The sequence below is a fragment of the Streptomyces erythrochromogenes genome (assembly GCF_040684695.1).
In the GTDB taxonomy this organism is placed as follows: Bacteria; Actinomycetota; Actinomycetes; order Streptomycetales; family Streptomycetaceae; genus Streptomyces; species Streptomyces erythrochromogenes_C.
This window is the reverse complement of record NZ_JBFBGM010000009.1, coordinates 206,765-219,079: the sequence shown is the minus strand read 5'-3', so window position 1 is coordinate 219,079 and position 12,315 is coordinate 206,765. Positions and strand designations below refer to the sequence as shown.

12 protein-coding genes are annotated in these 12,315 nt (G+C 70.0%); 11 read left to right on the top strand and 1 reads right to left on the bottom strand.

Annotated elements, in window-relative coordinates:
• Positions 1-29: 29 nt before the first annotated feature.
• Entirely contained in the window at positions 30-860 is an 831-nt protein-coding gene (locus tag AB0O53_RS16775; protein WP_350992959.1) for a C40 family peptidase, read from the bottom strand.
• Between the two features lie 777 nt (positions 861-1,637).
• On the opposite strand from AB0O53_RS16775, the gene AB0O53_RS16770 reads away from it, so the two are divergent.
• Genes AB0O53_RS16770 through nuoK form a run of 11 tightly spaced genes read left to right on the top strand, consistent with a single transcriptional unit; the run spans position 1,638 to position 12,313 of the window.
• Positions 1,638-1,997 (top strand): NADH-quinone oxidoreductase subunit A, encoded by a 360-nt coding sequence (locus tag AB0O53_RS16770; protein WP_030842484.1) that lies wholly within the window; start codon positions 1,638-1,640, stop codon positions 1,995-1,997.
• Between the two features lie 15 nt (positions 1,998-2,012).
• Complete coding sequence (locus AB0O53_RS16765; protein ID WP_030028258.1) at positions 2,013-2,567, top strand: NuoB/complex I 20 kDa subunit family protein; 555 nt, start codon at positions 2,013-2,015, stop codon at positions 2,565-2,567.
• Positions 2,564-3,313, top strand: coding sequence for an NADH-quinone oxidoreductase subunit C (locus tag AB0O53_RS16760; protein ID WP_350992957.1), 750 nt, complete (start codon positions 2,564-2,566; stop codon positions 3,311-3,313). The genes AB0O53_RS16765 and AB0O53_RS16760 overlap by 4 nt, the downstream gene beginning before the upstream one ends.
• Positions 3,313-4,656, top strand: a complete 1,344-nt coding sequence (locus AB0O53_RS16755) for an NADH-quinone oxidoreductase subunit D (RefSeq protein WP_350992956.1) — start codon at positions 3,313-3,315, stop codon at positions 4,654-4,656. The genes AB0O53_RS16760 and AB0O53_RS16755 overlap by 1 nt, the downstream gene beginning before the upstream one ends.
• Positions 4,653-5,408 (top strand): NADH-quinone oxidoreductase subunit NuoE, encoded by a 756-nt coding sequence (gene nuoE, locus AB0O53_RS16750; RefSeq protein ID WP_350992955.1) that lies wholly within the window; start codon positions 4,653-4,655, stop codon positions 5,406-5,408. Before AB0O53_RS16755 ends, nuoE begins: the two co-directional genes overlap by 4 nt.
• Positions 5,408-6,757, top strand: coding sequence for an NADH-quinone oxidoreductase subunit NuoF (nuoF, locus tag AB0O53_RS16745; protein WP_365196234.1), 1,350 nt, complete (start codon positions 5,408-5,410; stop codon positions 6,755-6,757). The genes nuoE and nuoF overlap by 1 nt, the downstream gene beginning before the upstream one ends.
• Positions 6,754-9,258 carry an NADH-quinone oxidoreductase subunit G gene (locus AB0O53_RS16740; RefSeq protein WP_365196231.1) on the top strand — a complete coding sequence of 835 codons (2,505 nt, stop codon included), beginning with the start codon at positions 6,754-6,756 and terminating at the stop codon, positions 9,256-9,258. Before nuoF ends, AB0O53_RS16740 begins: the two co-directional genes overlap by 4 nt.
• A complete protein-coding gene (nuoH, locus tag AB0O53_RS16735; RefSeq protein WP_350992949.1) occupies positions 9,255-10,619 on the top strand; it encodes an NADH-quinone oxidoreductase subunit NuoH in 1,365 nt (454 codons plus the stop codon). The genes AB0O53_RS16740 and nuoH overlap by 4 nt, the downstream gene beginning before the upstream one ends.
• Positions 10,612-11,214 (top strand): NADH-quinone oxidoreductase subunit NuoI, encoded by a 603-nt coding sequence (nuoI, locus tag AB0O53_RS16730; RefSeq protein ID WP_350992947.1) that lies wholly within the window; start codon positions 10,612-10,614, stop codon positions 11,212-11,214. Before nuoH ends, nuoI begins: the two co-directional genes overlap by 8 nt.
• Positions 11,211-12,017, top strand: coding sequence for an NADH-quinone oxidoreductase subunit J (locus AB0O53_RS16725; RefSeq protein WP_350992945.1), 807 nt, complete (start codon positions 11,211-11,213; stop codon positions 12,015-12,017). The genes nuoI and AB0O53_RS16725 overlap by 4 nt, the downstream gene beginning before the upstream one ends.
• Positions 12,014-12,313, top strand: a complete 300-nt coding sequence (gene nuoK, locus AB0O53_RS16720; RefSeq protein ID WP_030653455.1) for an NADH-quinone oxidoreductase subunit NuoK — start codon at positions 12,014-12,016, stop codon at positions 12,311-12,313. The genes AB0O53_RS16725 and nuoK overlap by 4 nt, the downstream gene beginning before the upstream one ends.
• The last annotated feature ends 2 nt before the right edge of the window (positions 12,314-12,315 follow it).

Sequence of the window (12,315 nt, the reverse complement as noted above, 5' to 3'; positions counted from 1 at the left end):
CGCGGCCTGAGCGGGGCTCAGGGGCGGGCTCAGAGGACGCGGACGGCGCCCGTCGGCTTGTCGTAGCTCAGGCTGCGCTCGACGATGCCGGTGCTGGGGTTCTGCGCGCCGACGAACTTGCCGCCGCCGACGTAGATGGCGACGTGGTACGCGCTGCCCTTGGAACCCCAGTAGAGGATGTCGCCGGGCTGAAGGGCGTTCAGGGAGACGGACGTACCGGCCGAGGACTGCGCCTGGGACATGCGCGGCAGGGAGATGCCGGCCTGGCGGTAGGCGGCCTGGACGAGGCCGGAGCAGTCGAAGGAGGACGGGCCGGTGCCACCCATGACGTAGGCCTTGCCGACCTGCGCACGGGCGAAGTTGACGATGGCCGCGGCGGATCCGGTGGCCGGGGCCGTCACGGTGCCGGTGCCCTGCGGGGCCTTCGCGGCGCCGGAGGTGCTCTTCAGAGAGGTGCGGTCGGAGTCGCGGGTGGCGCGCTCGGCCTCGGCCTTGCGGTCCGCCTCCTCCTTCGCCTTCTTCTCGGCGGCCTTCTGGGCCGCTTCCTTGGCCTGCTTCGCCTCGGCGGCGGCGCCGGTGCGGGCGCTCTCCTCCTGGGCGGTCAGTTCGCCTTCCACGGCGGCCAGACGGGTGTTCTCGGCGGCCGTGGTGACCGCGGAGGCGACATCGGCCGCCAGGTCCAGGTTCAGGACCGGCATTTCGAGCGTCGTCTCGGCCACGGGCTCGGACGGGGACGCGCTCGCGGTGCCGGCCATGGCCAGGGTGCTGAGGACGCCACCGGCAACTCCGGCGCGGACCGCGAGCTTCGAGGCGCTGCGGCGGGGCTTCCGGTGGCTGGGTATGTGAGCGGTGTGGGACATGAGGACAACCGCTATCAGGGCGCCAGGGGTCCCTTCAAGAAACGTGGGGTGCGCCACAGTTGCCCGCGAAGGCACGCGAACCGGGCGCGCCGTGCCTCTTATTGACGCCGTAACGGGCGAAACGGACACACCCTCACAAGGCTGTGATCAAGGGGTTTCAGTAATAAGTCCGAATTGATCCACGGACTACCATCCCTCCGCACAGATGGCCAAGCCCGCTTTCGGAACGCCTGATTCGGAGTGGCGCAGGTCACAGGAGGATCACGCCATGTGGACGCTGTGGCCGGCCCGTGACCTTCCTGTGAAGCAGGGGTCCGGTCGCGGGGAGGGGCTCGTGAACGGATGCACGCACTCGGCGGCCCGCCGCACCCTCGTATGCCCCGCGTCCACCTCCGTACACACGGCCTCCCCCGACCGGGGGACGCGGATCCCCTTATCACCACGGGCCCCGCGATGCCAATTTGCCTGCAAGCGCCACCGTTTGATAGAGCAGCGCGCCTTTCACCTGCGAGAACGGGCTCGAATGTCACCTTTGGTGATCATGCGGATGCTTCGCGTATGAAGATCACCACTCATCGGACTTCATGATCGTTCGTCAGGTGGTGGAGATCACAAACTCGGTGTTGTTACCCGTGTCGCAGATCACAGACGAGCAGGCATAAGATGCGCACCAGTCCGGCTTGTGAACTGCCTCACATGTGCACGATCTTCGCGAGGCGGGGCGCGCGGCGCCGGCGGCGGTCCAACGGTCAAGGACGACTGGAAGGAGCGAGGAGCGTGAATGCGTACGCGCCCATCCTCGTGCTCGGCGCCCTCGGCGCAGGGTTTGCGATCTTCTCCGTGGTCATGGCCACGCTGATCGGTCCAAAAAGGTACAACCGGGCGAAGCTCGACGCCTACGAGTGCGGCATCGAGCCGACCCCGATGCCGGCCGGCGGCGGCCGCTTCCCCATCAAGTACTACCTGACGGCGATGCTCTTCATCGTCTTCGACATCGAGGTTGTCTTCCTCTACCCCTGGGCCGTCACCTTCGACGCCCTGGGGATCTTCGGGCTCGTCGAGATGCTGCTCTTCGTGCTCACCGTCTTCGTCGCCTACGCCTACGTGTGGCGCCGCGGCGGCCTGGAATGGGACTGAGGGGCTGAATTTCCCATGGGACTGGAAGAGAAGCTGCCGAGCGGCTTTCTGCTGACCACCGTCGAACAGGCCGCGGGGTGGGTGCGCAAGTCGTCCGTCTTCCCGGCGACCTTCGGCCTCGCCTGCTGCGCCATCGAGATGATGACGACCGGAGCGGGCCGGTACGACCTGGCCCGCTTCGGCATGGAGGTCTTCCGCGGCTCCCCGCGCCAGGCCGATCTGATGATCGTGGCCGGGCGGGTCAGCCAGAAGATGGCGCCGGTGCTGCGCCAGGTGTACGACCAGATGCCCGCTCCCAAATGGGTCATCTCCATGGGGGTTTGTGCATCCTCGGGCGGAATGTTCAACAACTACGCGATCGTCCAGGGCGTCGACCACATCGTCCCGGTGGACATCTACCTCCCCGGCTGCCCGCCCCGCCCCGAGATGCTGATGGACGCGATCCTCAAGCTCCACCAGAAGATCCAGGGCGGAAAGCTCGGCGTGAACCGGGAGGAAGCGGCCCGCGAGGCGGAGGCGGCGGCCCTCAAGGCCCTCCCCACCATTGAGATGAAGGGGCTGCTCCGGTGAGCGAGACCCAAGAGCCGGACCACGGCAACGAAACCGGCGCGACCGGCGCGGACGGCAGCGGCCTCCCCGCCCCGCGCGCCCAGGGCCCCGAGGTCATCGGCGTCCGCAAGGGCATGTTCGGCGCGGCGAACGGCGGCGACACCAGCGGCTACGGCGGCCTCGTGCGCACCGTGGCCCTGCCCGGCGCGACCTCCCGCCCCTACGGCTCCTACTTCGACGAGGTGGCCGACGAGCTCGAAGGCGCCCTGGAGGAGCAGGACCTGCTCCCGGAGAACGCCATCGAGAAGACGGTCGTCGACCGGGGCGAGCTCACCTTCCACATCGCCCGCGAGCACCTCGTGCGCGTCGCGCGCACCCTGCGCGACGACCCCGCCCTGCGCTTCGAGCTCTGCACCGGGGTCTCCGGAGTCCACTTCCCCGGGGACAAGGGCCGCGAGCTGCACGCCGTCTACCACCTGCGCTCGCTCACCCACGGCCGGATCCTGCGGCTGGAGGTGTCCGTCCCGGACAGCGACCCGCACGTCCCCTCGCTCGTCGCCGTCTACCCGACCAACGACTGGCACGAGCGCGAGACGTACGACTTCTTCGGCCTGGTCTTCGACGGGCACCCGGCCCTCACCCGGATCATGATGCCGGACGACTGGCAGGGCTTCCCGCAGCGCAAGGACTACCCGCTCGGCGGCATCCCCGTCGAGTACAAGGGCGCCCAGATCCCGGCTCCCGACCAGCGGAGGTCGTACAGCTGATGTCCCCCATCACGAATGAAGGAGCGGGCAACCACTCCTCCGCCCGCGAGACGACCGAGGGCACCGTCTACACCGTCACCGGCGGCGACTGGGACGAGATCGTCCAGTCGGCGGCCAAGGCCGACGACGAGCGGATCGTCGTCAACATGGGTCCGCAGCACCCGTCCACCCATGGTGTGCTCCGGCTGATCCTGGAGATCGACGGCGAGACCGTCACCGAGGCCCGCTGCGGCATCGGCTACCTCCACACCGGAATCGAGAAGAACCTCGAATTCCGCAACTGGACGCAGGGCACCACCTTCGTCACGCGCATGGACTACCTGACGCCGTTCTTCAACGAGACGGCGTACTGCCTCGGCGTCGAGAAGCTGCTCGGCATCACCGACCAGATCCCGGACCGCGCCACCGTCATCCGCGTCCTGCTGATGGAGCTCAACCGGCTCTCCTCCCACCTGGTGTGCATCGCCACCGGCGGCATGGAGCTGGGCGCGACCACGATCATGATCTACGGCTTCCGCGACCGCGAGCTGATCCTCGACATCTTCGAGCTGATTACCGGCCTGCGCATGAACCACGCGTTCGTCCGCCCCGGCGGCCTCGCGCAGGACCTGCCCCCGGGCGCGGTCGACCAGCTGCGCGAGTTCGTGAAGACCATGAAGAAGAACCTGCCGGAGTACGACAAGCTCGCCACCGGCAACCCCATCTTCAAGGCCCGCATGCAGGACGTCGGCTACCTCGACCTCTCCGGCTGCATGGCGCTCGGCGCCACCGGCCCGATCCTGCGCTCCGCCGGCCTGCCCCACGACCTGCGCAAGTCGGACCCGTACTGCGGCTACGAGACCTACGAGTTCGACGTGCCGACCACCGAGACCTGCGACTCCTACGGGCGGTTCCTGATCCGCCTGGAGGAGATGCGCCAGAGCCTGCGGATCGTCGAGCAGTGCCTGGAGCGGCTGGAGCCCGGCCCGGTCATGGTCGCCGACAAGAAGATCGCCTGGCCGGCGCAGCTGGCCATGGGCCCCGACGGCCTCGGCAACTCGCTCGACCACATCAGGAACATCATGGGCACCTCCATGGAGGCCCTCATCCACCACTTCAAGCTGGTGACCGAGGGCTTCCGGGTACCGGCCGGCCAGGCCTACGCGGCCGTCGAGTCCCCCAAGGGCGAGCTCGGCGTCCACGTCGTCTCCGACGGCGGAACCCGCCCCTACCGGGTCCACTTCCGCGACCCGTCCTTCACCAACCTGCAGGCCATGGCCGCGATGTGCGAGGGCGGCCAGGTCGCCGACGTCATCGTCGCCGTCGCCTCCATCGACCCCGTGATGGGAGGCGTCGACCGATGACCGCCAGTCCTCAGAACCGAGGGGTCTCGCTGGGCATGCCCCAGCTGCCCGCCCCCGACTTCCCGGCGGAGGTACGCGCGCGCCTCGAAGCGGACGCGAAGGAAGTCGTCGCCCGCTACCCCGACAGCCGCTCGGCGCTGCTCCCGCTGCTGCACCTGTGCCAGTCGCAGGAGGGCTACGTCTCCAAGACCGGCATCCGGTTCTGCGCCGAGACGCTCGGGCTGACCACGGCCGAGGTCACCGCCGTCGCCACCTTCTACACGATGTACCGGCGCAAGCCCTCGGGCGACTACCAGGTCGGCGTCTGCACCAACACCCTGTGCGCGGTCATGGGCGGCGACGCCATCTTCGAGGAACTCAAGGAGCACCTCGGGGTCGGCAACAACGAGACCACCCCCGACGGCAAGGTCACCCTCGAACACATCGAGTGCAACGCGGCCTGCGACTACGCCCCCGTGGTGATGGTCAACTGGGAGTTCTTCGACAACCAGACCCCCGACTCCGCCAAGGCCATGGTCGACGACCTGCTGGCCGGCCGGGAGGTCTCCCCGACCCGCGGCGCACCGCTGTGCACCTACAAGGAGACCGCCCGGATCCTCGCCGGCTTCCCGGACGAGCGGGCGGGCGCGGTGGAGGCCACCGGCGGCGCCGGTCCCGCCTCCCTGATCGGCCTGCGCATCGCCCGGGGCGAGCCCCCGCACGCCCCGATCGTCCACCCGCGCGGCGAGAGCACCACCGAGGGAGGGGAGTGATGTCCGTGTCGACGGAACTCAGCAAGAACGGGACCAGTCCGGAGAAGCTCCTCGCCCCCGTCCTCTCCGCCTTCTGGGACGAACCCGAGTCGTGGACGCTGGAGACCTACCGGCGCCACGAGGGCTACGAGGGCCTGCGCAAGGCGCTCGCGATGACCCCCGACGACCTCATCGCCTACGTGAAGGACTCGGGCCTGCGCGGACGCGGCGGCGCCGGCTTCCCCACCGGAATGAAGTGGCAGTTCATCCCGCAGGGCGACGGAAAGCCGCACTACCTCGTCGTGAACGCCGACGAGTCGGAGCCGGGAACCTGCAAGGACATCCCCCTCCTCTTCGCCAACCCGCACTCCCTCATCGAGGGAATGATCATCGCCTGCTACGCGATCCGCTCCGAGCACGCCTTCATCTACCTGCGCGGCGAGACGGTCCCCGTCCTGCGGCGACTGCACGAGGCCGTGCGCGAGGCGTACGCGGCCGGTTACCTCGGCCAGGACATCGACGGCACCGGGCGCAACCTCGACATCACCGTGCACGCGGGCGCGGGCGCGTACATCTGCGGCGAGGAGACGGCGCTGCTCGACTCCCTCGAAGGACGGCGCGGCCAGCCCCGGCTGCGTCCCCCCTTCCCGGCGGTCGAGGGGCTCTACGCCTGCCCCACTGTCGTGAACAACGTGGAGTCCATCGCCTCGGTTCCCGCGATCCTGAACAAGGGCAAGGACTGGTTCAAGTCGATGGGGACCGAGAAGTCCCCCGGCTTCACCCTCTACTCCCTCTCCGGGCACGTCGTCGGACCCGGCCAGTACGAGGCCCCCCTGGGCATCACCCTGCGCCAGCTCCTCGACATGAGCGGCGGCATGCGGCCCGGGCACCGGCTGAAGTTCTGGACCCCGGGCGGCTCCTCCACCCCGATGTTCACCGACGAGCACCTCGACGTCCCCCTGGACTACGAGGGCGTCGGAGCCGCCGGCTCGATGCTCGGCACCAAGGCCCTCCAGTGCTTCGACGAGACCACCTGCGTGGTGCGGGCCGTCACCCGGTGGACCGAGTTCTACGCGCACGAGTCCTGCGGCAAGTGCACGCCCTGCCGCGAAGGCACCTACTGGCTGGTCCAGCTGCTCCGCGACATCGAGGCCGGCAAGGGCGTCATGTCCGACCTCGACAAGCTGAACGACATCGCCGACAACATCAACGGCAAGTCCTTCTGCGCCCTCGGCGACGGCGCGGCCAGCCCGATCTTCTCCTCGCTGAAGTACTTCCGCGAGGAGTACGAGCAGCACATCACGGGCAAGGGCTGCCCCTTCGACCCCAGGAAGTCGACCCTCTGGGCCGACACGGAGGTGAACGCATGACCGTCACCACTACGGCCGCCTCCGGGGGAGAAGCAGCCGTCCCGCCCGAGGACCTGGTCTCGCTGACCATCGACGGGGCCGAGCTCTCGGTACCCAAGGGCACCCTCGTCATCCGGGCCGCCGAGCAGCTCGGCATCGAGATCCCCCGGTTCTGCGACCACCCCCTCCTGCCCCCGGCCGGCGCCTGCCGCCAGTGCATCGTCGAGGTCGAGGGCCAGCGCAAGCCGATGGCCTCCTGCACCATCACCTGCACCGACGGCATGGTCGTCAAGACCCAGCTGACCTCCGAGGTCGCCGACAAGGCCCAGCGCGGAGTGATGGAGCTGCTGCTCATCAACCACCCGCTGGACTGCCCCGTCTGCGACAAGGGCGGCGAGTGCCCGCTGCAGAACCAGGCGATGTCGCACGGCAACGCCGAGTCCCGCTTCGAGGGGAAGAAGCGGACCTACGAGAAGCCGGTCCCGATCTCCACGCAGGTCCTGCTGGACCGGGAGCGGTGCGTGCTGTGCGCCCGCTGCACCCGCTTCTCCAACGAGATCGCCGGCGACCCGATGATCGAGCTCCTGGAACGCGGTGCGCTCCAGCAGGTCGGCACCGGCGAGGACGATCCCTTCGAGTCGTACTTCTCCGGCAACACCATCCAGATCTGCCCGGTCGGCGCCCTCACCTCGGCCGCGTACCGGTTCCGCTCCCGCCCCTTCGACCTCGTCTCCTCCCCGAGCGTGTGCGAGCACTGCGCGGGCGGCTGCGCGACCCGTACCGACCACCGGCGCGGCAAGGTGCTGCGGCGCCTCGCCGCGGAGGACCCCGAGGTCAACGAGGAGTGGGTCTGCGACAAGGGCCGCTTCGCCTTCCGCTACGCCCAGCGCCCGGACCGGCTGACCACCCCGCTGGTGCGCAGCGCCGCCGGGGTCCTGGAACCGGCGAGCTGGCCCGAGGCCCTGGAGGCCGCGGCGAACGGGCTCGCCGCCGCGCGCGGCCGGGCCGGGGTGCTCACCGGCGGGCGGCTCACCGTCGAGGACGCCTACGCGTACGCCAAGTTCGCCCGCGTCGTGCTCGACACCAACGACATCGACTTCCGGGCCCGCGTGCACAGTGCGGAGGAGGCCGACTTCCTGGCCGCCACCGTCGCCGGCACCGGCAAGGACCTCGACGGCGACGGCGTCACCTATGCCTCGCTGGAGGCGGCGCCCGCGGTGCTTCTGGCCGGCATCGAGGCCGAGGAGGAGGCCCCCGGGGTCTTCCTGAGGCTGCGCAAGGCCCACCGCAGGTTCAAGCAGCGGACCTTCGCCCTCGCCCCCTTCGCCACCCGCGGCCTGGAGAAGGCCGGCGGCACCCTGCTGGCGGCCGCCCCCGGCACCGAGCCCGACTGGCTCGACGCGCTGTCCTCGCGGACCGGCCTGGAGGCGGGCGGCGCCGAAGCCGCCGAGGCCCTGCGCCGACCGGGCGCCGTCATCGTCGTCGGGGAGCGCCTCGCCGGCGTGCCCGGCGCGCTGACCGCCGCCGTACGGACGTCCGCCGCGACCGGGGCGAAGCTGGTGTGGATCCCGCGCCGCGCCGGAGAGCGCGCCGCCGTCGAGGCCGGCGCGCTGCCGTCGCTGCTGCCGGGCGGCCGTCCGGCCACCGACCCGCGGGCCCGCGACGAGGTCGCCACCGCCTGGGGCCTGGACGAACTCCCGCACCGCTACGGCCGCGACACCGGCCAGATCGTCGAGGCGGCCGCGACCCGGGAACTGTCCGCGCTGCTGGTCGCGGGCGTCGAGGTCACCGACCTGCCGGACCCGGCCCGCGCGCGGACCGCCCTGCAGGAGGCCTTCGTGGTCTCCCTGGAGCTGCGGCCCAGCGAGGTCACCGACCACGCGGACGTGGTCCTGCCGGTCGCCGCGGTCGCCGAGAAGGCGGGCGCGTTCATCAACTGGGAGGGCCGGGTCCGGCCGTTCGAGGCCGCGCTCAAGCCCGACCAGATGACCCGCCGGCTCGCCCCGGCCGACGCTCGCGTGCTGCACATGCTGGCCGACGCCGCCGACCGGCCGATCGCCCTGCCCGACGTGCACGCCGTACGCCGGGAGCTGGAGCGGCTCGGCCCCTGGGAGGGCCAACTCGCCTCCGAGCAGTCCACCCGCCCCGTGCCGCTGCCCCGTCCGGGCGTCGGCGAGGCGGTCCTCGCGGGCCACCGGCTCCTCCTCGACCAGGGCCGGCTCCAGGAGGGCGACGAGGCCCTGGCCGGCACCCGGCACGAGGCCAGTGCCCGGCTCTCGGCCGCCACGGCCGCCGAGACGGGCGTCAAGGACGGCGACGTCCTCGCGGTCACCGGCCCCGCCGGCACCGTGGAACTCCCGCTCCGGATCACCGAGATGCCCGACCGCGTCGTCTGGCTCCCGCTGAACTCCACCGGCTCCGGCGTCCTCGCCGACGCCGGAGCCCGCCCGGGCACCCTCGTACGCATCGGCCCGGCGACCCCGGCCGGCGCAGGCGACACCACTGCGGAGGTGGGCGCGTGAACACCGTTCAACTCGCTGCCGAGGACCTGTCCCTCTTCGGACGGGACGTCTGGTGGCTCGTCGTCATCAAGGCGGTGTTCTGCTTCGCCTTCCTGATGGTGACGGTGCTCTTCTCCATCGTGTGGGAGCGCAAGGTCGTCGCCTGGATGCAGCTGCGCATCGGCCCCAACCGGCACGGCCCCTGGGGCATGCTCCAGTCGCTCGCCGACGGCGTGAAGCTGATGCTCAAGGAAGACATCATCGTCAAGCGGGCCGACAAGGTCGTGTACGTCCTGGCCCCGATCATCGCGGCGATCCCGGCGTTCATGGCCATCGCGGTGATCCCCTTCGGCCCGGCCGGCAACGAGGTCTCCATCTTCGGCCAGCGCACCTCGATGCAGCTGACCGACCTGCCCATCGCGATGCTCTACATCCTCGCGGTGGCCTCGGTCGGCATCTACGGCATCGTGCTGGCGGGCTGGTCCTCCGGCTCCACGTACCCCCTCCTCGGCGGCCTGCGCTCCTGCGCGCAGATGATCTCCTACGAGATCGCGATGGGCGCGGCCTTCGCCTCGGTCTTCCTCTACTCCGGGTCGATGTCGACCTCGGCGATCGTGGAGGCCCAGCAGGACCGCTGGTTCATCGTGCTGCTGCCGGTGTCCTTCATCATCTACGTCGTCACGATGGTCGGCGAGACGAACCGCGCCCCCTTCGACATGCCGGAGTCCGAGGGCGACCTGGTCGGCGGTTTCAACACCGAGTACTCGTCCATCAAGTTCGCGCTGTTCATGCTCGCCGAGTACGTCAACATGGTCACCGTCTCGGCGGTCTCGGTCACGCTGTTCCTCGGCGGCTGGCGGGCCCCGTACCCGATCAGCTCCTTCTGGGAGGGCGCGAACCACGGCTGGTGGCCGCTGCTCTGGTTCGTCCTCAAGGTGCAGCTGCTCCTCTTCTTCTTCATCTGGCTGCGCGGCACGCTGCCGCGCGTGCGCTACGACCAGCTGATGAAGCTCGGCTGGAAGGTCCTGATCCCGGTCTCCGTGGTCTGGCTGATGATGGTCGCCACCGTCCGGGCCCTGCGCAACGAGGCGTACGAGATCGCGGACATCGCCCTCTACGTCGGCGGCGCCGTCGTGGCGATCCTGCTGCTCTCCTTCGTCGCGGACGTCTTCCGCGACAAGCGCGAGAAGGCGGCGGCCGCGGACGCGGGCAAGGACACCGCGCCTTTCGATCCGCTGGCGGGCGGGTTCCCCGTACCGCCCAAGCCCGGCCAGCACCTGGCACCCGTACCGCGCAGGCGGCCCCGCAACGAGCGCGAGCTGATCGTCAGCGGCGGCGCGAACACCGACAGTGACCGAGAGGAGGGTGCTGAGAATGTCTGACGAGAAGTGGCAGAACCCGGTGGCCGGCTTCGGCGTGACCTTCAAGGCCATGTTCAAGAAGCGCCTCACCGAGCAGTACCCGGAGCAGCAGAAGACGACCGCCCCGCGCTTCCACGGACGGCACCAGCTCAACCGGCACCCCGACGGTCTGGAGAAGTGCATCGGGTGCGAGCTGTGCGCCTGGGCCTGTCCCGCCGACGCCATCTACGTGGAGGGCGCGGACAACACCGAGGAGGAGCGCTACTCCCCGGGTGAGCGCTACGGCCGCGTCTACCAGATCAACTACGCCCGCTGCATCCTGTGCGGGCTGTGCGTCGAGGCGTGCCCGACCCGGGCTCTGACCATGACGAACGAGTTCGAACTGGCCGACGCCAGCCGCGAGTCGCTCATCTACACCAAGGACCAGCTGCTCGCCGGGCTGACCGAGGGCATGGTCGAGGCACCGCACTCGATCTTCCCCGGCACCGACGAGCAGGACTACTACCGCGGACTGGTGACGGGCGCCGCCCCGGGCACCGTCCGGCAGGTGGCGGTCTCCAAGGGGGAGGAGCCGGCCGACGCAGCCGACGGGAACACCGCGGAGGTGGGGGCATGAGCGCCATCGCCGCGACCGTCACCTCCACCGGCGAGGCCGTGCAGTTCTGGGTCCTCGGCACCGTCGCCGTCATCGGCGCGCTGGCCACGATCCTGATGAAGAAGGCCGTGCACAGCGCCCTCAGCCTCGCCGGGACGATGATCATCCTGGCGGTCTTCTACCTCGCCAACGGGGCGTACTTCCTGGGCGTCGTCCAGGTCATCGTCTACACCGGCGCGATCATGATGCTCTTCCTCTTCGTGGTCATGCTCGTCGGCGTCACCGCCGCCGACTCCCTGAAGGAGACCATCAAGGGGCAGCGCTGGCTGGCCCTGCTGTGCGGGCTCGGCTTCGGCATCCTGCTGTTCGCCGGCATCGGCCACGCGGGGCTCGGCCAGTTCAACGGGCTCGGCCGGATCAACTCCGCCGGACACGTCGAGAGCCTGGCCCAGCTGATCTTCACCAAGTACGTCTTCGCCTTCGAGATCACCGGCGCGCTGCTGATCACCGCGGCCGTCGGCGCGATGGTGCTCACCCACCGCGAGCGCACCGAACGGGCCGCGACCCAGCGCGAGCTGGCCGAGCGGCGCGTGCGCGAGGGCGTGCAGCTCCCGCCGCTGCCAGCGCCCGGCGTCTACGCCCGGCACAACGCGGTGGACGTCCCCGGCCTGCTGCCGGACGGCACCCCGTCCGAGCTGACCGTCAGCCAGACGCTGCGCGCCCGCGGCCAGATCCGCGACGTGTCCGGCGAGGCGCTCGACGACCTCAAGGCGCTGGAGCAGAGCTCCGCGGAGCGTCTCGGCCGTGAGGAGGCCTCGAAGTGAATCCGGTCAACTACCTGTACCTGGCGGCCCTGCTGTTCACGATCGGCGCCACCGGGGTGCTGATCCGCAAGAACGCGATCGTGCTGTTCATGTGCGTGGAGCTGATGCTCAACGCCTGCAACCTCGCCTTCGTCGCGTTCTCCCGGATGCACGGCAACCTCGACGGCCAGATCATCGCCTTCTTCACGATGGTCGTCGCCGCCGCGGAGGTCGTGGTCGGCCTGGCGATCATCGTGTCGCTGTTCCGTACCCGCCACTCGGCCTCGGTCGACGACGCCAGCCTGATGAAGCTGTAAGG

Bases quoted from the DNA above. Each gene is read 5' to 3' on its own strand.
- AB0O53_RS16775 (WP_350992959.1), bottom strand. From the start codon at position 860: ATGTCCCACACCGCTCACATACCCAGCCACCGGAAGCCCCGCCGCAGC.
- AB0O53_RS16765 (WP_030028258.1), top strand. From the start codon at position 2,013: ATGGGACTGGAAGAGAAGCTGCCGAGCGGCTTTCTGCTGACCACCGTC.
- AB0O53_RS16755 (WP_350992956.1), top strand. From the start codon at position 3,313: ATGTCCCCCATCACGAATGAAGGAGCGGGCAACCACTCCTCCGCCCGC.
- nuoE (WP_350992955.1), top strand. From the start codon at position 4,653: ATGACCGCCAGTCCTCAGAACCGAGGGGTCTCGCTGGGCATGCCCCAG.
- nuoF (WP_365196234.1), top strand. From the start codon at position 5,408: ATGTCCGTGTCGACGGAACTCAGCAAGAACGGGACCAGTCCGGAGAAG.
- AB0O53_RS16740 (WP_365196231.1), top strand. From the start codon at position 6,754: ATGACCGTCACCACTACGGCCGCCTCCGGGGGAGAAGCAGCCGTCCCG.
- nuoI (WP_350992947.1), top strand. From the start codon at position 10,612: ATGTCTGACGAGAAGTGGCAGAACCCGGTGGCCGGCTTCGGCGTGACC.
- AB0O53_RS16725 (WP_350992945.1), top strand. From the start codon at position 11,211: ATGAGCGCCATCGCCGCGACCGTCACCTCCACCGGCGAGGCCGTGCAG.